Below are 23,903 nucleotides of genomic sequence, written 5' to 3' on the forward strand. Positions count from 1 at the left end.
CTGCCTGCCGATGCACCGTTCCCTGTGGATTAGACTTGTTTTGCAAGCTGGCAGTAGCCAGGGAGGCTGGGGAAGGGGAACCACCTGTCCAGTCGTTTTGTCGGGGGTTGTAGACCCAGACAAGTGGCGTGGGGCAGGAATGCCCAGCCGCGAGGTAAGGACTCCGTCCTGCTGACGGGAAGGGTGGCCCGCGCTCTATCCACAGGACGAGCGCCGGGAGGGTGTCACGGTGCATGAAGGGTGGGATCCTCTGCACAAGCGTTCGTGAGGTTGGGTTCATGTCTTCCGTGCTGTGGCAAGCGATTGGGTATGCCTGTGGGATCTCGCTGGGGCTCCTAGGCTTGGTTGCCCTGGTCAACGTTCTTGTGGGGTGGCTGGATCGGCAGACCTCAGAGACTCCGGAGGAGCCGACCGAGTCGCCAGAACCCTGCAGCACAACGGAGGGATCCCCGTCGGCATGAGTGACAGGGTTCGCGTTCACGTCTGGGTACGGGGGCGGGTTCAGGGGGTGGGGTTTCGCGCCCACACCGAAGCCATGGCCCGCAATTCCGGTGTTGGCGGCTGGGTGCGCAACTTGCGGGATGGTCGCGTCGAGGCCGTTTTTGAAGGATCCCCTGCTGCGGTGGAGGCCATGCTGCGCTGGTGCCAACAGGGCAGCCCCGGTTCGGTTGTGGAGGCCATTGAGCAACGTTCCGAGCCGCCGGAAGGTCTACCCACCTTTGAGATTCGCCCTACCGTTTGAAGGAGTTTGGCTGTTCCAAGGATTTCTTTGACCTGCAGCACTTCAGCTTCGTCCGCTAGTTCTGGGCTGCCGTCCCCAGAAACTGTCTGTGAGCTGGGATCCCCAAGGTCGCACTAGAATGGTTACACCGCCAGTTTTTCCCATCCCATGACTGTTGCTGCCCCCGCCAAAGTGCAATACGAAGCTGTGATTGGGCTGGAAGTTCACTGCCAGCTCAGCACTCGCTCCAAGATCTTCTCCAGCAGCGCGACAGCCTTTGGCGCTCCCCCCAACACCCAGATTGACCCCATCTGCATGGGCCTGCCCGGCACCCTGCCGGTGCTCAACGAAAAGGTGCTGGAGTACGCGGTCAAAGCGGGTTTGGCCTTGAATTGCACCATTGCCCCCTACAGCAAGTTCGACCGCAAGCAGTACTTTTACCCCGACTTGCCCAAAAACTACCAAATCTCCCAATACGACCTGCCGATTGCTACCCACGGCTGGATTGAGATCCAGCTCAGCGACGGTCGTACCAAGCGCATCGGCATCACCCGTCTGCACATGGAAGAAGATGCGGGCAAGCTGGTCCACGCTGGCAGCGACCGCCTATCGGGATCCAGCTACTCTTTGGTGGATTTCAACCGGGCGGGGGTTCCCCTCATCGAGATCGTCAGCGAGCCGGACATCCGCAGCGGGGAAGAGGCAGCCGAGTATGTGCAAGAGCTGCGCCGCATCCTGCGCTATGCCGGGCTGTGCGATGGCAACCTGCAGGAGGGATCCCTGCGCTGTGATGTGAACATCTCGGTGCGTCCGCTGGGATCCCAGACCTTTGGCACGAAGGTGGAAATTAAAAACATGAACTCCTTCAACGCCATCCAACGGGCCATCGAGTACGAATTCAACCGCCAGGTCAAGGTTGTGGAGGCGGGCGAGCGGATCGTGCAAGAGACCCGCCTTTGGGAAGAAAACAGCCAGCGCACCATCAGCATGCGCAAGAAAGAGGGATCCAGCGACTATCGCTATTTCCCGGAGCCGGATCTGCCGCCGATTCGCGTTACCGAAGAGCAAAAGGCCCGCTGGAGGGCAGAGCTGCCGGAATTGCCCGGTGTGAAGCGGCGACGTTATCAGGAGGTGTACGGCCTCTCGGTGTACGATGCCCGCTACCTCAGCGATGAACGCAACACCGCCGAATACTTTGAAGCCGTGATCGCCGCCGGTGCCGACCCGAAAGCAGCCGCCAACTGGATGATGAGCGACATCGCCAGCTACCTCAACACCCACAAGCTGGACTATCCCGACATTGCCCTGAAGCCGGAAACCCTGGCCGAGCTGATTGGCCTCATCGAGCAGGGCACCATCTCCAGCAAAATCGCCAAGGAGATCCTGCCAGAACTGCTGGAAAAAGGGGGATCGGCCCGCGCCCTGGTGGAAGCTAAGGGCATGACCCAAATCTCGGATAGCGCTCTGCTGGGGCAGATGATCGCCGAGGTGCTGGCAGAAAACCCCGAGCAACTGCAGCAGTATCGGGGGGGCAAAACCAAGCTCTTCGGCTACTTTGTCGGGCAATTGATGAAAAAAACTCAGGGACGGGCAGATCCAAAGCTGGCCAACGACCTGCTCAAGCAACACCTCGACGGCTAGCTCCAAGCATCTGTGAGGGAATAGCCCAACTCCTGCATCATGCGCCGCAGCAGGGGCAAACTCAGCCCGATCACATTGCCAGGGCACCCCTCGATCCGCTCCACAAACAGGCTGCCACGACCATCGATGGCAAAACAGCCGGCACAGGCCAAAGGCTCACCGGTGGCCACATAGGCGCGGATCTCCTCGTCGCTGGGCTTGGCAAAAAACACCCGCGTCACCGCATAGTGGGTGAGGCGGCGGTTCTGCTTCGTGTCAATCAAGGCATGGCCTGTGTAGAGCTCTCCCACTTCGCCCCGCATTTGCCGCAGGCGCCGTTCCGCCTCCAGAGCATTGGCCGGCTTGCCCAGGATCTCGCCATCTAGGTAGAGCACGGAGTCGGCCCCCACGACCAAGACGGGCTCCCGTTGCTGGGCCGCCACCACTTCGGCTTTTGCCGAGGCCAGCTTCTGCACCAGCTCCACCGGATTAGAGCTCTGGATTTGGCTTTCGTCGAAGTAGCTGGGTTGAACGCGATGGGGGATCCCGGCAGCCTTTAACAATTGGCGGCGGGCAAGGGATTGCGAGGCCAGTACGATAGGAGGCAACATCGACTCAACACCTAATTAACACCCAAAGCCTGGACGTTTGCTTAGGGGAAGTTCGCTCTGTGAGCTAGTTTCCATTAGCTTAGTTAGTATGCGCCTGATGGGCGTTGAAAGGAAACTCTCTCGATATCTTCCCAGCTGGATCCCGTTTGTGACCACTCTCCCCACCCAAGCTGATCTCGATCTTGCCCGTTCCGGGATCCTTCAGCGCTATTGGGGGGATCAAGACACCCCGGAAAGCCGCTGGGTGAACTTGCTGGTGGCGGCGCTGGTTTTCTGTTCATCCACCTTCTTTGTGGTGGAAACCTATCCCATTCCCCCTGAGGTACGTCTTTGGCTGGAGCGGGTGGATCGCCTCATTCTCGGCCTGTTTGTGGTGGAATATCTGCTCCGACTGGCAGCGGCCCCGCAGAAGTTGCGCTATGTCGTGAGCTTGTATTCGCTCATCGATTTGCTCGCCATTTTGCCTTTTTTTGCCGGGCTAACCGATATTCGCTTCATTCGCATCTTCCGTTGGTTTCGCATTTTGCGGCTGCTGCGCCTGGTAGAGGGCAAAACCCTGTTTGGGCAAGTGATCTCCGCCGATAGCCGCATTTTGCTGCGCATTTTCTTCACCCTCTTTGCCATTGTTTTCGTCTACTCTGGGCTGATCTATCAGGTAGAACATCCAGTGAATCCTGGCGCTTTTGCCACCTTTTTGGATGCTTTCTACTTTTCCGTCGTTACCATGACCACGGTGGGGTTTGGGGATCTCACCCCCACTTCTGAGCTGGGCCGGCTGCTGACAGTGTTGATGATCTTGACGGGCATAGCCCTGATCCCTTGGCAAGTGGGGGAGTTGATCAAGCAACTGGTAAAAAGCGGCAACTCGGTGCAATGGGCCTGCCCAGGGTGCGGTTTGTCCCAACACGATGGGGATGCCCAATTCTGCAAACGCTGTGGCACACTGCTCTATCCAAGGGATTGAGGCTGTTGGCCAATTTGGGGCAAAGACAGGATAGGCTAGGACGGGTTGCAGGAAGATCTGCGATGTTGGCCCACCCCGAGCTAACCATCCCCGGCAAGCTGAACGTGAAGGCGGGCGTGGCGATGCTGGTTGCCGCCATTGTCCTCGGCTGGATCCTCAGCCAAGTTCAGCCGTTGCCGCTCGCCCCCCAGGAGGCTTCGGGGATCCCTGCCGAGCCCCTCCTCTGGCAGGAGGTGCCCAAACAAAAGTACGCCTGGCACATTTGCTACGCCTTTTTGGGCAACATGGGGTTGATCAACATCGGCGGCGGACTGGCCCTGGTAGTGCTGGGATCCCGCTTTACGGCTGGGCAAATGCTCTCGCAAATTCTCCTGTTGGGGGGAATGCTGCACCCGGCTTCTTGGGCTTTGGTGGCCCTGACGGGGCTGGAAGGGTGGGGCTGGCTGGGTAATGCCGGAGCCGCAGCGGTGGCGGTGGTGGTGATGGTGTTGTTTGTTTACCTGGTCTTGGCCACCTGCCGTTCCCTACAAGCCGTCCGAAGGCTGACCCAATCCCGAACCTGCCGTTAGCCCCAGTTGGGGAAAGCTGAGAAATCGTTTAAGATCGTTAACGGCAACACTCTAAACAACCGGACGGTGCTCTGCATGGCGGTGCAAGAGGAGGTTTTTTTTGAGGGCGGCCCCCACAGTGGCGATTTGGTGTTGAACTCCTTCATTGGGGCTACACTTGTCGGCTTGCCTCTGTTTGTGGGGGCACTGGTGCGTAAGCTGTGGGTACACTATCGGATTACCAATCGTCGCATCACCGTGATTGGGGGATGGGGCGGCAAGGAGCGCTCAGATGTAATCTACGGCGAGATTGCCAAGGTGGTTATGGTGCCCCGTGGCTTGGGCGTGTGGGGAGACATGGTGCTCACCCTCAAGGACGGCAGTCGCCTGGAGATGCGGGCCTTGCCTCGCTTCCGCGAGATCTACAACTACATCAATGAGCGGATCGACGAGAAAGCCAAGCAGGTGAGCGGCCCAATTGCCAAAAAGCGCCGCTCTGCCCAGTCCTGACCGTGCCTGAGCCTTGGGGATCCCTTCCTGTGGCTGTCCCCACTCTTCCCAGCCGGGATCCCGCTTGGCCTGAGCGCCTGGCCCTGGTGCACGAGTACCTGATCTGGCCGGGGGGATCGGAAAAGGTTCTGCAGGAGCTGGTGGCTTTTGCCCCACAGGCCCCCCTTTACGTTAGTCTCTTCTCCGCTCACACCCTGCCGCCGAGCTGGCAGGAGCTGTCGATTCACACCTCCTTTTTGCAAGGCTGGGCCAAGTGGCTGGGGGTGCTGCGCCCTGACTACCACGCCCGCCTCAAGTATCTGCTGCCCTGGATGCCGTTGGCCTATGAGAGCTTCGACTTTTCGGGGTATGACTGTGTGATCTCCAGCAGCCACGCCTTTGCCAAAGGGATCCTGACGGGAGCCTCTACCCTGCACCTGAGCTACATCCACAGCCCCACCCGTTACCTGTGGGAGAACCGGGAGCTGTATCTGCAGCGAGAAGGGTTGGGGAGAATCGGGCCCATTCGCACAATTAGCCAATGGCTGCTGCACCGCCTGCGCCAGTGGGATTTTCTGGCAGCTCAACGTCCAGATCTGTTGATCGCCAACTCCCAGCACATTCGCCGCCGCATTGCCAAGCTCTATCGCCGCGAGGCTGTGGTCATTTATCCGCCCGTTCCGCTGCAGGGGTTGGAGCCGGTGGCGGATCCCAGCGCCGATTATGACCTGGTGGCAGGCCGACTGGTGCCCTACAAACGGGTGGATCTGGTGATTGCCGCCTGTGAACGGCTGGGTCGTCGGCTGCTGGTTGTGGGCGAAGGGCCGGAGCTGGCTCGGCTCAAGCGACTGGCGGGGCCGCAGGTGGAGTTTTTGCCCCATCAGCCCCCCGATCGTTTCCGGGAACTGCTAGCCAATTGCCGGCTGCTGCTGTTCCCCTGGGAGGAGGATTTTGGCCTAGTGGCAGTGGAGGCCCAGGCCTGCGGCCGCCCCGTGGTTGCCCTCAACCGGGGAGGTGCCCAAGAGACGGTCATCCACGGCCAAACCGGCATCCTCATTCCCGAGGCCAGTGTGGAAGCGCTGGTGGAAGGGCTGCGGCAGGCGGATCGACAGGAATGGGATCCGCAGCGGATTCGGGCCCATGCTCTGCAATTTGCCCCAGAGCGGTTTCATGCCCAGCTGGGAGCCCTGTTGCGCTGGGCTTGGCCTCGTTTTCAAGCTGGAGAACGGTTGGATCCCCGAGAATGGAGCGCTCAGTAGGGCCGCCGCTGCACAAAAGTCGGCAACTCAATCCGGTTGCGACTGCCCGTTTCCCCTCCTGCCCGTGAAGCGGCCAAAGCGGAGCGTTTCAGGAGCCTTTCTGTCCGTTGGCGCCAGCCGAGCGGGGCACTTTCTTCCCGCTCGTCCAGGGTGAGCGGCGGGATCCCTGGGGTGGGTGTTCTCCAGGTGGTGGCCGGGGAAGGAGCAGACTCGTCAGCCGCGGCAGGAATCCGTTCCTGGTCGCGCCAGCGGTGCGGAGCACTAGCCCGATGATTCGACCTGGGCTCGACAACCGCTGGCTGAGGGGAAGCGGAGGCCGACTGACGCAGTGTGGCCAGTTGCTCTTCCAGTTCTTGATTGCGCTGCTGCAGCAGGGCCACTTCCTTTTCTTGGGTTTGCGCGTAGGCGTGGGCCTGCACACACTCGGTTTTCAAAGCCATCACCTGCTGCTGCAACTTCTCGATTTGCTTTTGGCTGACCAGATGATGGGCCTCGGCCAGTTCTCGCCCCCGCCGGGCTGCTTCCAGGCTTTCTCGGGTGTCCTGCACCTGCTGCTGAACTTCCTGCCACTGGGCAAGGGTGGGACGCTGGGCCAACTCTTGCATGAGCTGATCCCGCTCGGCTCGCAAAGCACCAAGCTCGCGGGTCAAAGCCTGCACCTGCTCCTCCAGGGCAAGGATTCGCTGCGCCTGTGAGGACTCTGTTTCCCTGAGGTGGGCGGCCTGGGCTGCTTCCGCTTCCAGCTTGGCAATCTGTTGGGCTTGCTCGGCCTGCTGCCGCTGACTCTGCTGCAGCTCTTCCAGCAAGGTGGCCCGCTCGGCCTTGGCAAAAGAGGCCTGTTGGCGCAGATGATCCAGCTCCGCCTGCAAGCGTGCCCATTGCTCTGGGGTAGGACGCTCTTCCAGTTCGCGAATACGTTGCCGGGCGGTGTTCAGGTCAGCTTCCATGTGTGCCTTTTCGGTTTCCAGATGGGTCTTCAAACGCTGCCATTCGGCTTCCGCTTGGCGGTGGGCAGCCTCTAGCTCCGCCCGTAGGGTTTCCAGTTCTTGTGCAGAAGGTCGAGCAGCCAACTCTTGGATTTGCGCTTGCAATTGTGCTTTTTCCTCCTCTAGCTGCTGTACACGGAGCTGCAGTTGGGCTTGCAAAAGCTGCACCTGCGGCAACTTGACGGCGTATTCTCCCAATTGGTTGGCCTGCTGTTTCAGCTCCAGGAGCTCCTGCTGCAGTTGGTAAAATCGGGCCGGATCGACGCGCCGCTGCAATTCCGCCTTGAGGGTTTCAATTTCCGTCTGACTGGTTTGCAACTGCTGCTGCAGAATGTGGTAGTGCTCCAGCGTTGGACGGCGCTCCATTTCCCACAGGAGATTCTGCAGTTCTTCGATGTGCTGTTGCTGAAGCTGAAAAGCCTCTGGGGTAGGGCGCTGGGCCAGCCGCGCTTTCTCCTCTTGACACGCTTGCAAAGCTTGATCCCGCTCTTGAATCTGGGCCTGTGCTTCCAGCAGTTGATGTTCCAGGCGATGGATGCACTCAATCTGCTGCAATGACAGCGCTTCCGATTCGGCGAGGGATCGCTCTAGGTTGCGCACCCGCGCCCGCAAGGCTTTTAGCTCCTCTTCCCCTTCCATATCCAGGCTGCTCGACAGGTTATGGGCCTTACTGTAGCAGATGGTCTGGATGAAAATCCAGCTCGCCACTATCTGTAGTGTAAATTTTTAGCTTTTCCCAGAACCAACACTAACTCTGTTGCCCCCGCCCTCTATACTGAGAAGGTGAGTTTTCAGATGAACCCTGTGATGAAGCTGGGATCCAAACCTTGGGGATGGGTGCTGGGCCTGCTGGGTGTGGCCTTGGTCGGTTGTGGTGCCGATGCGCTGACGGCCAGTACTCCGCTGCCGCCTTTGATCACCAGCAGCGATATTCCTTCTGTGGTACATCGGAACGGCTTTTTGGAGCTGGGGGTTTCGGTATCGGTGCCGGGCCGGATCCCGGCGGAGCTGGCGTTTCAGGTGTCGTGGTCGGGGATTGAGGTTCAGACGCTCTCGGCAGCGCAGGTGAATTGTGTGTCGGGAGAGGTGTCTTGTACAACCCGCTTCCGCATTCGTCCTCCCCTAAGCTTGGTGCCCGGCTCCTACCTAGTCAGTTTGCGGGTCTTCGACCGGTTGGGCCAAAGCGCTGTGGTGACCGGGACGGTGCTGCTCAGGGATCCCTGAGGTCGCCCTATCCTTGCCCAGCCTTGAGAAAGCGGTGCGGTTCCCGTTCCCATAAGCATTGCGTAGCAGTAGGTAGCAGTATGAGGTGCCGTAGGCATAGCACCTCTGCCCAAGCTTTGAATGGGTAAGGGATCCCTTCAGCGGGGGGGAAATACTTTTTGGCGAACATCGTCGGCGAAAGCTTCCACTGCTTCTCGGATCGCCTGTCTCAAATTGGTATAGGCCTTGGCAAAAGGGGGGAGCCGCTCGCTCAGCCCCAGCAGGTCGTGGGTGACCAAAATCTGACCATCGCAAGCCGGCCCGGCTCCAATGCCCAGGGTTGGGATCCCCACCTGGGCCGAGATTTGGGCAGCCAATTCCGCCGGCATGTGCTCCAGAACCAGGGCAAATGCCCCTGCTTGTTCCAGGCTGAGGGCCTCTTGTCGCAGACGCTCGGCCTCTGGAGGGTTTTTTCCCTGCTGGCGATAGCCCCCCAGTTGATGTTTGGCCTGCGGAGTGAGGCCGATATGACCCAAAACCGGGATCCCCCGCTGCACCAGAAAGGCCACCGTTTCCACCATGTCGGGGTAGCCCCCCTCCAGCTTGACCCCGTTGACTCCTGCCTCCTTCATCAACCGCCCTGCTGAGAGGAGAGCTTGTTCTTTGTGGACTTGATAAGTCAAAAAGGGCAAGTCGGCCACCAAAAAGGCCCGTTCTACCCCGCGGCGCACCGCCTGGGCGTGATGGAGCATCTGTTCCAGCGTCAGGGGCAGGGTGCTGGTATACCCCAAGTGGGTCATGGCCAAGCTGTCGCCCACCAGGATCAAGTCGATCCCAGCCTGATCCAAAATCTGAGCGGTGGCGTAGTCGGCAGCCGTGAGGGCCACCAAAGGTTGACCCGCCTGCTTGGCCTGGCGAAAGTGGTGAATGGATAAAGCAGCCATATCCCTATGATCTCATCTGGGCGTTCCCGCCAGCGGTGCGGAGCACTTTCCCATCAACCGGATCCCGCGGGAGGAGACAAGCTTGGCTTTGAGGCTGGGAAGAAGCAGGAGACTCGGTTTGCCGTTAAGATAGTAAAGCCCTACAGCAGACTGGAAGGGTGACAGAGTGGTTGATTGTGACGCTCTCGAAAAGCGTTGTGACTGCAAGGTCACCGTGGGTTCGAATCCCACCCCTTCCGTCTTCAGGCATACAGTTTTAGAACGCCTTGCCCAGCTAGGGCCTCTGGGATTTTTGGGGATCCCACCCAAGCCCTTCGCATCAGCGGTGCGGTTTCCCCATAACACTTTGGCATGGAGCCAAGGTCAAGGTTGGATGGGGTTCTTGGCCTTTCTTCTAGAGTCTTATGTTCACCGCTCCTGCTCTCTCTGCCCAACTGCATCCGCTCATTCAGGGCTTATCTGAGGCAATCCTGAACGTTTGGGGATCTACCCTCACCCTAGCCCCCTATCCTCTGCCTGAAGATCTGGGCTACGTGGAAGGCCGCCTAGAGGGTGAGAAATTGCAAATTGAAAACCGCTGCTACCAAGGGGATCCCTTTCGCAAACTGCACCTGGAGCTGGCCCAGGCCGGGCAGAGCCTGGATATTCTCCATTGCGTTATGTTTCCGCAGCCGCAGTACCCGCTGCCGCTGTTCGGTTGCGACATTGTGGTCGGTCGCGGACAGGTGAGCGCCGCCATTGTCGATCTCTCGCCGGTGACCCCCAGCTTGCCCGATCTCTATATCCAAGAGCTGGAAGCGTTGGGATCCCATCTCGTCCCTTTCCAACACCGGCGCCGGTTGCCGGAGTGGGGCACGATTTTTTCTCCCTACTGTCTGTTCGTGCGTCCTGCCGACGAAGCAGAGGCCGAGCGCTTTTTACACTTTGCCTGCCGTTTCCTGGAAATTCACTGCCGGCTGGCGCAGCAGATCCCCCCACAGACGGATCCCGGCCAGATTTTGGCCCACTACCAGGGGCAGCAGCGCTATTGCAGCCAGCAACAGCAGAACGACCGCACCCGCCGCGTTTTGGAAAAAGCTTTTGGCCCCGCCTGGGCAGAGCGCTACATGAACACCGTCCTTTTTGACTTGCCTCCCAGTCCCGTGCAGATCTAGGCGGGATCCCCTTGCAGCCGCTGCTGGATGCTCAAGGCCAATTTTTGCCCTAAGAACTCCGGCATGGTTGGAGTTGAATCCGGCCCTAGCAAGTAAAAAATGAAGCGCGTTTGCTTGCGGCGGAGCATCAAATTGAGGTTAACAACGGTCAAATCCTCCTGCGCAAGAACCGTCATCACCCGGTAGAACGCGCCCGGCTGGTTGTCCACATCCACCAGAAGTGTGGGCAAATGAAACACCGGGTCAAAATAAAAAGAAACCTGCACGTCTTTTAGTCCGGCCTTGAGATCAAACTCCAGTGCCAAGGTTTCGTGAACGCGAAACACACCCGCCAGGCATTCGTGAATGGCCCGTTCTAGGCTGAGCTTGGTTTGGGAAGATAGGCTGTGGCCATCGCGGGAGACGATGGTGCGGATAAACACCAGGTGCGGTGAGTAGATCTGCCCATAGAGATGAATGCCATGCACCGAGAGATTAAAAGCAGTGAACACCCCAAACAGATCGCTGAGCAGAGAAGGTCGGTTGCGGTAGGCCAGACAGACCACCGTCTTGCGACCTTCGTCCTGCATCTGTACCACCGCCTTGCGGGTCTGGTAGAGGGCGTAGGCCAAGCGCAGATTTTGGGCCTGCACCTCGCTGCTGACAAACTGGCTGTAAAAAGGCGGAAAGCTCTGATTAAAACGCCGCATCAGAGCGGATCGCGTCAGCGGCACGGAGTCTTTGGGAGTGCTGACTTTGAGCGGCTGGGGATCCTCATGGGCAGCCCTTTCCCCTCTGGTAATCCCCCAAGGAGCTACCTTCGGCTGCTGCCCTGACTGCTCAATTGACATCGACCTCGCCACCTGCATTGCTCTTTCTTCATCCTTACATCGTTGCTCAGTACGCCCCAGCCAAACCTCATTTATCCGCAAAATCACTGAGGCTCGAAACGAATGTCAACGCTGCATCCAATTCTTGTTCAATGCTTTTGGACTTAATCTATCTCACAGGGCTGAGCTGGTCATCCAAAGAGCCGCTGAGGGTCATCCCCCAATTGGGGGGGCTCCCCCCCTTTTTTCGCTGCTGAACCGACGGCGTAAGCCTTCAAATCCTAGGATAGCCGGGATAGCTGGAGTAGGCTCTTAAAGCCTAAACTATGGATTGAGTAGAGTGCTGCAATTTTTGATATAAAGTACCGCATTGTGTGTAGCTGGCTTGGCGACTTGGAGCGCCATCTTGTTAGCCATCACTTTGGTTTTCCTTTAGGTTTGTGAAGGGATCCCTGTGAGCAGAACTGTTGCCAATCCCACTCCGTTTTCGCCCGCACAAGCGCTGGACCCCGCTGGTGCTTGGTGGGATCTCAGTCTCATCGCCTCCCCTGCCCAAGAAGACCTGATCTTTTGGCGGCTGGAGAATTTTGGCTGTCGGGGCATGACCAGCCAAGCCCACGGCGAAGATCAGGTCTGCATTCACGCCTATCTGCCTTGGCCTCACGTCAGCCTCTTGGATTTGGCAGCCCTCTCCCTGCGCCTGCAGCAGGATGCCCTCATTGCCGGTCAGCGGGTTCCGAAGCTGCGCTGGGAACGCATAGAGGCGGAAGATTGGAGCAGCAGTTGGAAGCAGCACTGGCAGCCCCAACCCATCGGGGATAAGTTGCTCATTTGTCCGGCCTGGCTGGATCCGCCCCCTCACCCCGGTCGGCACCTGTTGCGGCTGGATCCCGGTATGGCCTTCGGCACGGGCACTCACCCCACCACTCAGCTCTGTCTGGAGTCGCTGGAGATGCGCCTGGAGGGCGGCGGGGGTGCCGAGGGAGTGACTGTGGCCGATGTGGGCTGTGGATCCGGGATTCTGTCGTTGGCGGCGGCCCTGCTGGGGGTGAAGCGGGTGTTTGCGGTGGACATCGACCCCCTGGCGGTGCAAGCCACGATGCACAACCGCGATCTCAACGGCCTGACGGATCGCATTGTGGTGGCTCAGGGCAGCCTGGAGCAGATTCCCGAAATGGTGGATGGGTTGGTGTGCAACATCCTGGCAGATGTGATCCTGGATATGATCCCGGAGTTTCGGCTGGTGGTGAAGGAGGGGGGATGGCTGATCCTCAGCGGCATCCTCATCGAGCAGGCCAAGTTGGTGGCGGAGATGCTGGAGGCCAACGAATGGGTGGTGGCAGCCCTCTGGCGACGGGGGGAATGGTGTTGTCTGAACGCACGCATGACCTGAGCGCTTTGCCCCGATTGGCGATTGACCCAGCGCAGCGGGATCCCAGCGGTGTTCTCCATTTAACCGGCCCGCAACAGCACTACTTGCAGCGGGTGCGCCGCCTCAGGCCGGGGGATCTCTTTTTGGTTTTGGACGGCTCAGGCAAGCTGTGGGCGGCCCGTTGGCAGGCTCAGGGATCCCAAATTGTGGGCGAGGTGGAGACGCTGCCGCGGGAATTGCCCGTTTTTTTGCATCTGGGCTTGGCGGTGGTCAAAGGGCAGGGGTTTGACGAGGTGCTCCGCCAGGTTACCGAGCTGGGGGTGGCGCGAATTACCCCCCTGCTGACAGAGCGCACCGTGTTGGAACCGGGATCTGGGCGGCAGGAACGCTGGCAAAAAATTGTGCGGGAGGCCGCAGAACAATGTGAGCGGTTGCGCTGGCCTCAGGTCGATCCCCCCACCCCTTGGACAAGTTGGCTGGCGGAGCTGCAAGCCGTTCGCGCTACTCGGACGGAGTCCTTCTGGTGGGGTATAGCCGTGGCGCGCGAGAACGCCCCCCTGCTGGTGCAGGCCCTGCCAAAGCTGCAGATCCCGGCCTTGGCCATAGCCATTGGCCCAGAAGGGGGCTGGACGGTTGCCGAACGTCGGCAGGCTGAGGAATATGGGGGAGTGTCCGTCTCCCTTGGCCCTACCATCTTGCGAGCTACCACCGCCGCTGTTGTTGCCACCAGCCAAATTGCCGCCACCTACTCCTGGTTGGACTCGAGCTTGGATCGGGGTCATTTGGCTCCGCTAGCGACGGGGAGTGTTGTCGCCGATAATCAATGACTAGGCCGTTTGCGTCAGGGGGACGGAGTCCTTTGACGAGAACAGCCATTGGCATAGCAGGCGGCCAGGCCCACCCCAGGGAGGGAGAACGAGAATGGAGATGATCCAGGCGGTGCGGGGCACCCGAGATATTCTGCCGCAGGAGGTGCGGCTCTGGCAGCAGGTGGAAGCCAGCGCCCGAGAGATCCTGGGACGGGCCAACTACCAAGAAATTCGCACCCCCATCCTGGAGTTGACGGAGCTCTTTGCCCGCAGCATTGGCAGTGCCACCGACGTGGTGGGCAAGGAGATGTACTCCTTCAGCACCCGTGGCGAGCAAGAGGTGAGCCTGCGCCCAGAGAACACAGCAGGTGTGGTGCGGGCCTACATTCAGCACGGGCTGCAAATGGCTGGAGATGTGCAACGCCTCTGGTATTGTGGGCCGATGTTTCGCTATGAGCGTCCCCAGGCGGGGCGGCAACGCCAGTTCCACCAGTTGGGGGTAGAGCTGCTGGGCAGCCGGGATCCCCGCGCCGATGCGGAAGTCATCGCCTTGGCCTGGGAGCTGTTGCAAGCGGTGGGGGCGGAGAACCTGAGCTTGCGGCTCAATTCCCTGGGGGATCTGCAGGATCGGCGGGCCTATCGCCAGGCCCTGGTGGACTACCTCACCCCCTTGCGGGAGAAGCTGGATCCTGACTCACAAGAGCGTCTCACCCGCAACCCGCTGCGCATTCTAGACAGCAAGGATCCCCGCACCCGCGAGATTGCCGAGGGGGCCCCCAAGCTGCCGGATTACCTCGGCCCAGAATCGCGGGCTTTCTTCGAGCAGGTGCAAGCTCACCTGCAGATGTTGGATATTCCCTACCAGTTGGATCCCTACTTGGTGCGGGGCCTGGACTACTACACCGACACCGCCTTTGAGATCGTCTCACCTGACTTGGGATCCCAGAGTACCGTCTGTGGGGGTGGTCGCTACGACGGCTTGGTGGAAGAGCTGGGCGGACCTTCTACCCCAGCGGTGGGCTGGGCCATCGGCATGGAGCGGCTGGTGCTGCTGTTGCAAAAGAAACAAGGGGAGGCTCCGCCAGCACCGGTCGAGGTTTACGTGATCTCCCGTGGGGCGAAGGCTGAGGCCCAATCCCTCCGGATCGCTCAAGCGCTGCGCCAAGCTGGTTTCTGCACCGAGCTGGATCTGAGCGGCAGCGCCTTTGGCAAGCAGTTCAAACGGGCCAGCCGCAGCGGCGCAACTTGGGCTGTTGTGCTAGGGGATGCGGAAGCTGTGGCCGGAGAGGTACAGCTTAAGCACCTGCCTACAGGGCAACAGCAAACCCTTTTGCAAGCCGATCTGATTCAGTATCTGGCATGCCATTCGCGTCAGCAGTGCGGAGCACCAAGGTGATGGAGCTATGTTAAATTTCTGGGTTCGGCGGGACGGCCAGGAAGACTGGCAGCCAGTACCAGCCGAGGGAGCAGTTCTGGAAGAAGATACCTACACCATTGTTGCCCGTTCGCCCCAGCCCCACTTCACCATCACGGTGGAAGTCCGGCAGCGTCCTCTGTCGTCGCAGAATCAGGGCCCTGACACCGCCCCGACTCCCCCACAAGTCCAAACCCGTTCTGTGCGCACCAACGATGAAGGGATCGGCATTATTTTGCCCGCCAGCCACCTCACCCCTGGGTTTTGGGAATTGCACTGCCGAGATGCCGACTTGATCGCAGAACTGTTCGGCGAAACCGAGTTGGACAATTGTCTCCGTTTTCAGGTTGTGCCTGCCCCTCTGGAGCCGGAACGAGGGATCCCTGCCCCGGTGGCTGAAGAGGCCGGGTTTGAGCCCCCCCAGAAAAAAGAGGTCGCCATCCCGCCAGAGCTGTTTTCCCTAATGCACAGTGAATTGGAGGGATCCCCGGACGAGGTGCTGGTGTTGACGGGGCGGATCGGCTGCAGCGGCGAGCTGCGGGTACAGGTTTGGCCAGAAGGGGAGGAGAGGCCGCTTTTCCAGGGACAACGGCAAATTCAACTCCCGACGGGGGCGCGGACGGCGGTGTTCAGCATCCCCATCACCCTGCCCAGCCAAGTGTGGGCCCGTCCTTTACGGGGAGAACTGGCCCTTACTCCCTCCTCCTGGTGGGATCCAGAGCCGTCGCCTCAGACCCTGACCATCCCCTTTTCCATTCGCTGTCGCAGCCAAGAGGCAGGACTTCTTGGCGCAGGGATCCCCCTCCCGCAGCAGCAAGAGGAAGAGAGGCTGGCCGATGCTGCCAGTCCTGCCTCGACCGCAACCCTGCTCTCTCCCGAACGAACCTTGCAAAAGCTGCTGCGCATCTGGCAGCACAGTGCTCCTGCTGGAGGGGATCCCGGCTCGACTCAGCCGGCAGAGCCCTCTGCTAAGGCCGCACCCGAACCTAACCCCCAGCCTGCGGCGCCGATTTCCCCTCTTCCCTCACCCCCCCAAGCTGAGCCAATGGGCGAGGATGCCGCCCTGCCAGCCCCAGCAGGGAGCCCGGCCACCCCACCTCCGCCTGCATTCGCCCTGCCTGCCACCAGCAAGGACACCAAAAACTCGCCCCCGCCGCCAGAAGTGTGCCCGGCGCCACAACTGGTGGTGCCCGAGCAACTCCGAGCCGGAGACAATTTCGATGTGGTGTTGCGCTTGCCCCCCACGACCAACCCTGCTGCAGGCCATCAAGCCCCTTTTTGGATCAAGTTTTGGGTGAAGCACGGGCGCACTCGCTCTTTGGTGGATGGCCCCCGTTGGTTGCTGGACTTCTCCCGTGACGAGCAGGGGCAGTGGCAAGCCCTCACCCGCATGACCATCCCTCCCGGAGTCCCTGAGCTGATCTTTGAAGCTTGGGCCGTCAGCCCGGATCGTCAGCAGCAGAGTGACCGAGTTACAGAGCGCCGCTCCATACTGCCTTGAAGCCTGGCTCAGTCGCTGTCTTGGACGGAACGCACCATCAGCACGGGGCAGCCGATGTGAACCCGCACATAGTCAGAGATGGAACGCCCCAACAGCCGATCCAAATCGGGAATGCTGCGGGCAATGGTAGGTCGGCGGTCAGGGGATCCCATCACCAGCAGATCGGCGTTGCTCTCGGCGGCTAAGCGGACAATTTCTGTGCCCGGATCCCCGACGGCAGTTAACACTTGGTGGCCGATTTGCCGGTTTTTGAGGGTATCGATTGCCCGATCTAGGGCCTCATCTCTACCTGGGTTGTCGGCATCCAACTGCACAGAGGCCAGGAAGATCTGGGCCCCTTGAATGCCGGAGATCAAGTCAAGGGCCGTGGCAAAGGCGGCCTGGGCAGCGGGGGAGTTGTTGAGGGCCACCATGACATGGCTGGGGTATTTGACGTAGGCGTCGTCTTTGACCAGCAGCATTGGGCAGGAGGCGAGCTGGAACACATATTGGCTCACCGAGTTCTGCAAAATGGCCATGATGCGGTTGCGCCCCCGGGATCCCATGACAATCAGCGGATTGGGCAGGGACTCGGCCACCTGCAGCACCACCACCTTGGGATCCCCTTCCACCAGTTGCGTGCTGATCTTTAGCCCTGGGCGGGGGGGGAAAGTCTGCAGGGTTTGGGCCAGCAGTTCCTGCCCCTTTTGCCAGGCAGCCCGCATCTCCTCGGCAGAGGTCTGGGAAGGCACCGCATGCAGCAATGTCACGTGGCACTGGGCAAAGGCCGGCAGAGACAGAAGGGTATGCACCATTTGCTCAGTGGGGCCGCTGCCATCGATGGCGGCAATGAGGTTCTCAAATCGAGACATGGGATCCGTTCTCCGGGCCGTAGTTTGCCAAGACTCATCCTAGATCTGCCCCTGCGGATCCCTGTTACCGTAGGGGATGTCCTGCAACATTTTGTTGGGTTTTAGTAACTTAGCCACACATAGCCGGTGAAGCCGCCGCCGGCGTTGGTGTTGCGGCCGGTCAAGAATTGAAACCCTCCCAAGCCCAGCGTTAACCCTCCCTCCAACCGCCAGTTGAGCTGGCCCGAAAGCTTGAGGTTGTCGTAGTCGGGATCCTGAACCGCCAAATCTCCAAACAGCAAAGGTGCACCGTTGCCCAACGTAAAATCCCCATCCAGGGCCAGGATGGCCTGCAGCTCAGGAGTCAGGTCTGCCCCGAAGGTCAGGCTGGCCTTGACCCGATCCCCGGGATAGCCCAAGTAATCTCGGAACGTGAGGCAGGAGTCGAAAAAGGCGGGCAGGGATCCCAACTGGGTATTGGCTGCCGCCCCAACTTTGAGATCATAGCCGAAGACGCCGTACCCCAAGGGCAGGGGAATGTCTTGGGTGGCATATCCGGGCGGGATCAAGGCCGTTAGCTGAGCCGAGAAGAAGGGATCCCCCTCTCCCCAAGTGTGACGCAGGCCCAGCTCCAGATCCCGCAGGCCCTGGTTGCGCTGGGTGATGGTATCGGCTCCGCTGGCAAAGCGGTTTTCCAGGAAAACATAGCTGGTGTTGAGATTGAGGGTGAGCTGATCGCTAAGGCCAGTCTCGGCGAGAAGGTTGAGGCGGGTTTCTCCGTACTCCGAAAGGGCCGGCTGCAGGCGTCCCCCCTGATCAAAGCGGGTGCGAGGCCGATAGACCTCCGGCTGCAGCGAAAAAAAAGTCTTGCCGGCACCGCGGGGAAAACCGCATCCTGCCCAGGCCGGCAGCTCCGGCGGCATTGCACTAACCACTAGACTCGCCAGCAGGCTTGCCCTTAGAAATCTCAGCTTCTCCATGGCAGGGATCCCGGCAGCTTCAGGGGGATTGTATCCCTAGGATCAAGATTTGGGTCAAGATCCGGGACAAAACCGGCTTTGGAACGACTGCTAACTGGCGGTGGCAGCCGGCAAGCCCACCCGGGCCCGGAATTGCCGCGCTGCCGTCAGCGCCCCATAGGGATCCCCTTTGTAGAGGCCGTAGTGCATGAGGGAAAAGCGCCGCAGCCCCAGTTGAGACACTTCCTGCAGCCACTCCGGCTGGCTCATGAGCTGAAAGTCTGTATGGACGGTGTCGGCCCGTCCGCCACTGGGGTGCTTGTCTTTGATGGAGGGCTCGTAGTGGGCCAACATCAGGTTGGAGTGGATGGGGGAAAACAGGCGGCAACAGAGGCGGATTTGCTCTGGGTTACCGGGATCCGGGCCGTTCAGCTCTGGGTTAAACTCCCCTGGCCGCCGCTGGCGCATCGACTGGAAGGCGATCCCGTCCATTTGGCTCATGGTCTCGGCAAAGGGCTCCACCATGCTGCGGCCTGCCCCCCGGGAAGGGTCGTCAAAGGTGGCAATCCAGCCCCCCCAGCACAGGGCTACTTCGGCTGCCGGCAGCCGCTCCTTGATGGCTTGGCGGGCTGTGAGGACATTGCGCATTAGGGCTTGGTAGTAGAAAGCAGTGTCGGCGTTGTAGGTATCTGCTGGGATCCGCCAATAGGAAAACTCCGTGGCCAGGCTCCAATAGGTAGGGCGGCCTTGGGGGTTGGCTTGAGCGATATAGCCGGCCAATTCGGCTACATCCTGGACAAACTGCTTGGAGATGTGGTAGTCGCCGCAGGGGCGGTGGGTGTCGTCTTCCCAGGTGATGATGTGGAGGGTATAGCCCCGCTCAAACCACTGCCGCAAAAGCCCGGCCTGGTGCCAGTTGCGCCAAAAGGAGAGATCCCCCTGGCGGTGATCAAAGCTGTTCAGCCAGCCGCTCAGGAAATGGGGATCCCACCCCTGCGCCACTGCCGCCACCTGCGGATCCGACTCGATTTCCCAGAGGAAGCGACCGGGATCCTCGCCAATGCCCACCTGCCAGCGGGCCAGCAGCTCTGACAAGTTCATGCTTCCCGTCTCGGCATTTTCCGGGCTGCGACTCCCCTGCTGACTCAAAAACTCCTGGCCACAGCCGGCAACCCCATAGGCAGCCAGCAGCGCTCCGCCCGCTTGCAGCACCTGTCGCCGCTGCCAGGATCGTCTCCTTTTCATCTCCTCTCCTCCTGCGGTTCCTCTTGGTGTTGGCGAGCCCACAGCCGCACTTGGGGGGAGCTATAAACCTCCCTGAAGCCCGGCAGCCCCTCAAAATTGAGCTCAGGCCAAAATTGCAGGATGCGATCGGCGCTCCGCAAGGGATCCGCCAGCCCCGCTACCAAGAGGTAGTCCACCCTTTCCTGGGGATGCTGAAGGGCCAGGGCAAACTCGTACTGGTGAGGAGTAAGGAAAGAGCGGGGATCCCTTGCCCAAAAGATAGCCTCAAAGTGGATGTCGTCGTCCACCAGCACTTTTTGTCCGGGCAACAGGTGGCGATAGAGATACTGCCCGACCTGGCGCTTTTCCTGCCGCAGCCTCCGCCAGTCTTCTAGGGCTTGCCCAGCAGAGGTTACTTCATACAGGTTTTGGGCAGCTTCCAACTCGCCACTAAGGGGCACTACCCCTGCCACCAGCCGCTCCCAGAGATCCCGCTCCTCGGCCACCAGGGGCATGAGGAAACCCGGCTCTTGGCTCACCCCATAACCGGCAGTGAGGCAGTTCAACCCCAAGAGGGCAGTGATCAACAGGCGCTTAGCCCAGCCGGGGCCGGCTCCGCGACACAAGTAGGCGCCCATCAGCAAAGGCAGCGGCACCCAGAAAAGGCCAAAGCGGCTCAGCTCCCGCAAAAACAGCCCCTGCCCTAGAGAAGCCAGCAGGATGACCAGCGGCATCCCCCAGACCAGAGCCCATACCCAGCGACCCGGGCCTCGGCCCAGCAGGGATCCCAGCCCCAACAGCAGATAGGCAGGGGCCAGCACCGCCAGCCATTTCCCAGCCTCCAGCACCCCCCGCCAGCCACCCGCCTGCTGCAAGTCTTCCCGCAATTGCGGCAGCCGCAGACCGCTGCCCACCTGGTAGGTGAAAGCCCAGGGATCCCCTACCGACAGCCAATTCACATACAGCCAGCTCAGGATCAAGGCTAGGCTGACAAAGCCGGCCACCAACAGCGAGGCCCAGCGAAACCCCCAGACTTCTCGGCGAAAGGCCACCAGCAGCAGCATCCCCGCCCAGGGCAGCAGCCATCCGCTTTCCCAGCGCAGCACCATCAGGGGCCCCAGCGCCAGCCCAACGAGCAGCAGCCTCAGGGTAATAGGCAGCTCATCCCCTGCCGCCACTGACTTCCCCGCTGCTCGTTTCTCGTCAGCCAGGGGAAACAACAAGGCCATGTTTACCCCCAGCAAAAGCGAGGTGGCCGTCCAAGCGGGGCTGCGCAGCAGCATCAAGATCAAAGCCGGCTGCAGCATCATCAACAAACCCCACAGCCAGCACCATCCCACCTCCACCGGCAAACGGCGTAACTGCCGCCACACCCAGCCCAGCACCAGAGAGCCGAAGACAGTCTGCAACAACAGCGGGGATCGTCCCAGAATGGCCGTAGCCAGCACCAGCAAGGGAGGAAAGGTGGTGCCCACAATGGGCAGGCGCGGATCCGGCCCCAAGGCCGCCACGGATCCCTTATAGCCAAGAAACTGCATCTCCAAGCTCACCCAGCTCCAGCCTTCCTTCAAACCCCACAGAAGGCTAGCCAGCAGCAGAAACAGGATCCCGGTAGACCCGAAGAGCCGCAAGAAAGCCCTGAGCTTGGTGAGAAACATGGGTTACTTCAGTAGCTTCAAGAATTTAGAATTAATTGGAGATTAATTGGAGGGTAACTGGTTAAATCGCCAATCGAGCCTCAAGAGCTATTTAGTGTTAATGAGAACATGTCTCAAGTAGGGCGTGGGGATGGGCTGACGTGTCTGGGAACTGGACACAGGGCTAGATTAGCATTCCCTGGCCTGAGAGACTTTATCTACGAGTTTTGGCGTAGGCCAATTCAGCCATATTGTCGATGAGGAGGTCTCGGACGCTGAGAGAGAATGAGGGTGACTTTGCGAGGACATGATCTTATGTTGCAGGCTGTGCGGGACGTGAATGAAGCAGCAGTTCCAGCGCTTGAGCTGGTGCCCTCTCAAGCAGAGACCCGTCCCTGGGGATCCTTCTGGGTTTTGGATGAAGGCCCGATGTACAAGATCAAGCGCATCGAGGTGAAGCCTGGCCATCGGCTCAGCCTGCAGATGCACTACCACCGCAGCGAGCACTGGATCGTGGTCAGGGGCACAGCGAAGGTTACCCGTGGAGAAGAGGTGATGCTGCTGAGCTCCAACGAGTCCACCTACATTCCCCCCTGCACCAAGCACCGCCTGGAAAACCCCGGCACCCTTCCCTTGGTGTTGATCGAGGTGCAAAACGGGGAATACCTCGGGGAAGACGACATCGTGCGCTTTGAGGACGACTACGCCCGCCAGTAAAGGGATCCCCTGGGCATCCGAATCCACGATTTGTGCGTACAGACCCCGAAAGCTTACAGATTTCTGCATGTCGGGCAAACTTGGGTCAGGTGGGCCAAGGGGCTTGCCTGCACTAGACAAGTGAGGGATAAGCAAGAGGGGGTCAAGGTGATGCAGAAGGCAAGACAGTGGGCTTTGTGGGTTGCCGGTTTGCTTTGGTGTTGCGGGCCAACGGCTGCCCAGGCAGCGGAAGTCATTTCTCTGCAAAGGCTGGGCTACGACCGCTCGGTGCTGCTGCAAGGAGCTAACCCGCGCCTGGATGTTACTGTCCCTGCCCCCCTCAACGGCCTTGACCCCGAGGCCAGCTTTGTGCAGTTGCGCCTGTATCCCTCGCCGGTGTTGAAACCTACGTCCACGGTGCGGGTGCTGATCAATGACGAGCTGGCGGGTATCTTCCTGGTGCAAGATCTGCGGCAGGAGCCGGTGGTGCGGGTGCCGATCCCAGATCTGCCCCCTGGTGAGCGCTTTATTACTGTCTCCGTCCAGCCTTTTTTGAGCATCAGCGATGACATCTGCGCCGATCTCAACACCGGCAATCTGTTGCTGACGGTGGGGCGGGACAGTTTCTTTGAGTTGGTGCCCCGCGTTCCGGATACCACGGTGGCTGGCTTTCTGCGCCTGGTATACCCTCAGCTTACTCTGGTGGTGCCAGCCAACCTCACTCCTGAAGCCGCAGAAGCGGCCCTTTGGCTCTATAGCTTGCTTTCCCACCTCTTTCCCCAGACCCCTATTCTCTGGAGCAACCGCCCGGTTGCAGGAGCTCAGGTTACCCTAGAACCGGCCAACTTCACCCCCCACCTGCAGCATGAAATTACCCCCGAGGGATCCCGCCTACGGGTAGCCGCCCGCCGCGAGTCCATTCTTGCCCTCTATGAAGAGTGGAAGCGGGCAGGTCTGGTGAGCCGAGGGATCCAGGTGGTAGCAGTATCCGATTTGGAGAAGGCGCTCAGGGCCAACCGCCTCAGCCTGCGAGAGCTGGGGATCGTGGATCCCATGTTGCGGGGGTTTGGCAGCCAGTCTTTGGTCTTCAACTTCAACCTGTCCCAATTGGGGGGGCGGCCGCGGGATCTGGCGGCGCAACTAGACGTCATTATGAACCCGGTGGATGGCCGAGTGGGGGATCGCCTCACCGGCTACGTGTTCTTGAATGGCGTTCTGTTGCGCACCTACAACCTAACCGGGCGCACCCAGCTCAACGAGACCGTAATCCTGCCCACCCGCCTGCTGCGCCGCTTTAATCAACTGGAGCTCCGCTTTGACTATGGCGCCAGCCCCGGTAATTGCCAGGGATCCCTGACCCCGCTGACTTTGCAAGTGCGTTCCGATAGCTCTGGCCTTCTCTGGAGCGGCTACCAAGCCCCTAGCGGCGAGCTGCAGGAGATCCCGGCGGTGCTGCAGGGATCCGGACGGGTTGGGCTGGGGGATCCCCAACTGCTGCCGGCTGCCGCCTACCTGGTCGGTGCCCTCAGCCGGCTGGCTGCCCGACCCCTGCTGCCCACCCTTGAGGTTTTGCCCAAAGAGGAAGCCAACCTGGAGACGGGGAACTTTGCCTGGCAGGTGATCGTGGCTGGGCCAGATCAGGTGGAGCTTAATAGCCCCATCCGGCTGGGATCCCAGTTTGAAATCATCAATCCCCTCAACCAGCAGGTGGCCTTGGCCGCTCAGCCTCAAGAAAACCTCGGCCTTTTGCAGTACTTTCTCCTGAAAGGTAAGCCGAACCTTTGGCTTTCCTGGTGGGGATCTGACCCGGCTTTGGCAGAGCGCCTCAGCCGCGGCCTTGCCGATCCGCGCACCCGCCTGGCCAACCAGCTACAGGGAAACGTGCTCACCGCCTATGCCGCTGCCCCCGATCTCACCCAAGTACAGAGCTGGGATCTCACGCCGGCAGGCTATCGAGTGCGCTACCCCGGTCGCTTCAGTTGGCAGCTTTTGTTGTGGCAATACCGCTATTGGTTAGTGCTGCTGCTGGCCCTTTTGCTAGCAGTAGGAGCCTGGAATACCTACCAACGCTTGGCCCGCCGCCCTGAGTCGCCAACCCCCTCTTAAGCCAAGCGAGAACCTAAGATTCGCCTAGAATTAACCTGATTTTGAGC

The 23,903-nt window shown here is 60.2% G+C and carries 24 protein-coding genes and 1 tRNA gene; 16 read left to right on the forward strand and 9 right to left on the reverse strand.

The features are described from left to right. Positions 1-235, reverse strand: a 235-nt coding sequence (locus NW828_RS05705) for a hypothetical protein (RefSeq protein ID WP_414382329.1), incomplete at its 3' end; no start/stop codon positions are given. 43 nt (positions 236-278) lie between these two features. Here NW828_RS05705 and NW828_RS05710 point away from each other — a divergent pair. The 3 genes from NW828_RS05710 (at position 279) to gatB (ending at position 2,362) form a co-directional block, all read left to right on the forward strand. Further along, positions 279-461 carry a hypothetical protein gene (locus NW828_RS05710; RefSeq protein ID WP_041436250.1) on the forward strand — a complete coding sequence of 61 codons (183 nt, stop codon included), beginning with the start codon at positions 279-281 and terminating at the stop codon, positions 459-461. Next, positions 458-742, forward strand: a complete 285-nt coding sequence (locus NW828_RS05715) for an acylphosphatase (RefSeq protein WP_414382332.1) — start codon at positions 458-460, stop codon at positions 740-742. Before NW828_RS05710 ends, NW828_RS05715 begins: the two co-directional genes overlap by 4 nt. 147 nt (positions 743-889) lie before the next feature. Beyond that, positions 890-2,362 (forward strand): Asp-tRNA(Asn)/Glu-tRNA(Gln) amidotransferase subunit GatB, encoded by a 1,473-nt coding sequence (gatB, locus tag NW828_RS05720; RefSeq protein WP_414351470.1) that lies wholly within the window; start codon positions 890-892, stop codon positions 2,360-2,362. Here gatB and NW828_RS05725 read toward each other — a convergent pair. After that, positions 2,359-2,952 carry a Maf family protein gene (locus tag NW828_RS05725; protein WP_414382334.1) on the reverse strand — a complete coding sequence of 198 codons (594 nt, stop codon included), beginning with the start codon at positions 2,950-2,952 and terminating at the stop codon, positions 2,359-2,361. The two genes, gatB and NW828_RS05725, sit on opposite strands and share 4 nt — an antisense overlap. A 148-nt stretch (positions 2,953-3,100) precedes the next feature. Here NW828_RS05725 and NW828_RS05730 point away from each other — a divergent pair, with 148 nt between their 5' ends. From NW828_RS05730 to NW828_RS05745, 4 genes are all read left to right on the forward strand, one after another. Beyond that, a complete protein-coding gene (locus NW828_RS05730) occupies positions 3,101-3,916 on the forward strand; it encodes an ion transporter (protein WP_414382337.1) in 816 nt (271 codons plus the stop codon). A 62-nt stretch (positions 3,917-3,978) separates the two neighbouring features. After that, positions 3,979-4,485 carry a hypothetical protein gene (locus tag NW828_RS05735; protein WP_011432348.1) on the forward strand — a complete coding sequence of 169 codons (507 nt, stop codon included), beginning with the start codon at positions 3,979-3,981 and terminating at the stop codon, positions 4,483-4,485. Positions 4,486-4,560: 75 nt separating this feature from the next. After that, positions 4,561-4,974 carry a PH domain-containing protein gene (locus tag NW828_RS05740; RefSeq protein ID WP_414382340.1) on the forward strand — a complete coding sequence of 138 codons (414 nt, stop codon included), beginning with the start codon at positions 4,561-4,563 and terminating at the stop codon, positions 4,972-4,974. Between the two features lie 29 nt (positions 4,975-5,003). Beyond that, positions 5,004-6,212: a glycosyltransferase gene (locus NW828_RS05745; RefSeq protein WP_414382342.1), complete on the forward strand. Its 1,209-nt coding sequence runs from the start codon at positions 5,004-5,006 to the stop codon at positions 6,210-6,212. Here NW828_RS05745 and NW828_RS05750 read toward each other — a convergent pair. Further along, a complete protein-coding gene (locus tag NW828_RS05750; protein WP_414382345.1) occupies positions 6,206-7,906 on the reverse strand; it encodes a hypothetical protein in 1,701 nt (566 codons plus the stop codon). The two genes, NW828_RS05745 and NW828_RS05750, sit on opposite strands and share 7 nt — an antisense overlap. 87 nt (positions 7,907-7,993) lie before the next feature. On the opposite strand from NW828_RS05750, the gene NW828_RS05755 reads away from it, so the two are divergent. Next, the gene (locus tag NW828_RS05755) at positions 7,994-8,422 is read left to right on the forward strand and encodes a hypothetical protein (RefSeq protein WP_414382347.1); all 429 of its coding nucleotides are present in this window, start codon (positions 7,994-7,996) and stop codon (positions 8,420-8,422) included. Between the two features lie 137 nt (positions 8,423-8,559). Here NW828_RS05755 and panB read toward each other — a convergent pair whose 3' ends face one another. Next, positions 8,560-9,345 carry a 3-methyl-2-oxobutanoate hydroxymethyltransferase gene (gene panB, locus NW828_RS05760; protein WP_414382350.1) on the reverse strand — a complete coding sequence of 262 codons (786 nt, stop codon included), beginning with the start codon at positions 9,343-9,345 and terminating at the stop codon, positions 8,560-8,562. 152 nt (positions 9,346-9,497) lie between these two features. Here panB and NW828_RS05765 point away from each other — a divergent pair. Together NW828_RS05765 and NW828_RS05770 are read left to right on the forward strand one after the other, a co-directional pair. Then, positions 9,498-9,584, forward strand: a tRNA-Ser gene (locus tag NW828_RS05765). 165 nt (positions 9,585-9,749) lie between these two features. Further along, positions 9,750-10,499 carry a phycocyanobilin:ferredoxin oxidoreductase gene (locus tag NW828_RS05770; RefSeq protein WP_414344751.1) on the forward strand — a complete coding sequence of 250 codons (750 nt, stop codon included), beginning with the start codon at positions 9,750-9,752 and terminating at the stop codon, positions 10,497-10,499. Here NW828_RS05770 and NW828_RS05775 read toward each other — a convergent pair. Beyond that, positions 10,496-11,329, reverse strand: coding sequence for a hypothetical protein (locus NW828_RS05775; protein ID WP_414382353.1), 834 nt, complete (start codon positions 11,327-11,329; stop codon positions 10,496-10,498). The two genes, NW828_RS05770 and NW828_RS05775, sit on opposite strands and share 4 nt — an antisense overlap. Before the next feature lie 481 nt (positions 11,330-11,810). Here NW828_RS05775 and prmA point away from each other — a divergent pair, with 481 nt between their 5' ends. The 4 genes from prmA (at position 11,811) to NW828_RS05795 (ending at position 16,404) form a co-directional block, all read left to right on the forward strand. Beyond that, positions 11,811-12,701: a 50S ribosomal protein L11 methyltransferase gene (gene prmA, locus NW828_RS05780; protein ID WP_414382408.1), complete on the forward strand. Its 891-nt coding sequence runs from the start codon at positions 11,811-11,813 to the stop codon at positions 12,699-12,701. After that, entirely contained in the window at positions 12,671-13,507 is an 837-nt protein-coding gene (locus NW828_RS05785) for a 16S rRNA (uracil(1498)-N(3))-methyltransferase (RefSeq protein ID WP_414382356.1), read from the forward strand. Before prmA ends, NW828_RS05785 begins: the two co-directional genes overlap by 31 nt. 94 nt (positions 13,508-13,601) lie before the next feature. Next, positions 13,602-14,885 carry a histidine--tRNA ligase gene (hisS, locus tag NW828_RS05790; RefSeq protein WP_414382359.1) on the forward strand — a complete coding sequence of 428 codons (1,284 nt, stop codon included), beginning with the start codon at positions 13,602-13,604 and terminating at the stop codon, positions 14,883-14,885. 7 nt (positions 14,886-14,892) lie between these two features. Next, the gene (locus NW828_RS05795) at positions 14,893-16,404 is read left to right on the forward strand and encodes a hypothetical protein (protein ID WP_414382361.1); all 1,512 of its coding nucleotides are present in this window, start codon (positions 14,893-14,895) and stop codon (positions 16,402-16,404) included. Between the two features lie 8 nt (positions 16,405-16,412). Here the strand turns inward: NW828_RS05795 and NW828_RS05800 are convergent, their stop codons facing one another. From NW828_RS05800 to NW828_RS05815, 4 genes are all read right to left on the reverse strand, one after another. Then, positions 16,413-17,255, reverse strand: a complete 843-nt coding sequence (locus NW828_RS05800) for a universal stress protein (protein ID WP_414382364.1) — start codon at positions 17,253-17,255, stop codon at positions 16,413-16,415. Positions 17,256-17,356: 101 nt separating this feature from the next. Further along, a complete protein-coding gene (locus NW828_RS05805) occupies positions 17,357-18,169 on the reverse strand; it encodes a hypothetical protein (RefSeq protein ID WP_414382367.1) in 813 nt (270 codons plus the stop codon). A 135-nt stretch (positions 18,170-18,304) separates the two neighbouring features. Beyond that, positions 18,305-19,438: a hypothetical protein gene (locus NW828_RS05810; RefSeq protein WP_414382370.1), complete on the reverse strand. Its 1,134-nt coding sequence runs from the start codon at positions 19,436-19,438 to the stop codon at positions 18,305-18,307. Next, complete coding sequence (locus NW828_RS05815) at positions 19,435-21,075, reverse strand: hypothetical protein (RefSeq protein ID WP_414382372.1); 1,641 nt, start codon at positions 21,073-21,075, stop codon at positions 19,435-19,437. Before NW828_RS05815 ends, NW828_RS05810 begins: the two co-directional genes overlap by 4 nt. A 294-nt stretch (positions 21,076-21,369) precedes the next feature. Here NW828_RS05815 and NW828_RS05820 point away from each other — a divergent pair, with 294 nt between their 5' ends. Further along, positions 21,370-21,771, forward strand: coding sequence for a cupin domain-containing protein (locus NW828_RS05820; protein ID WP_148202691.1), 402 nt, complete (start codon positions 21,370-21,372; stop codon positions 21,769-21,771). Between the two features lie 150 nt (positions 21,772-21,921). Continuing rightward, on the forward strand, positions 21,922-23,856 hold the full coding sequence (locus NW828_RS05825; protein WP_414382375.1) for a cellulose biosynthesis cyclic di-GMP-binding regulatory protein BcsB: 1,935 nt from the start codon (positions 21,922-21,924) through the stop codon (positions 23,854-23,856). Positions 23,857-23,903: the final 47 nt, after the last annotated feature.

The organism is Synechococcus sp. W55.2, from assembly GCF_047461635.1.
GTDB lineage: Bacteria > Cyanobacteriota > Cyanobacteriia > Thermostichales > Thermostichaceae > Thermostichus.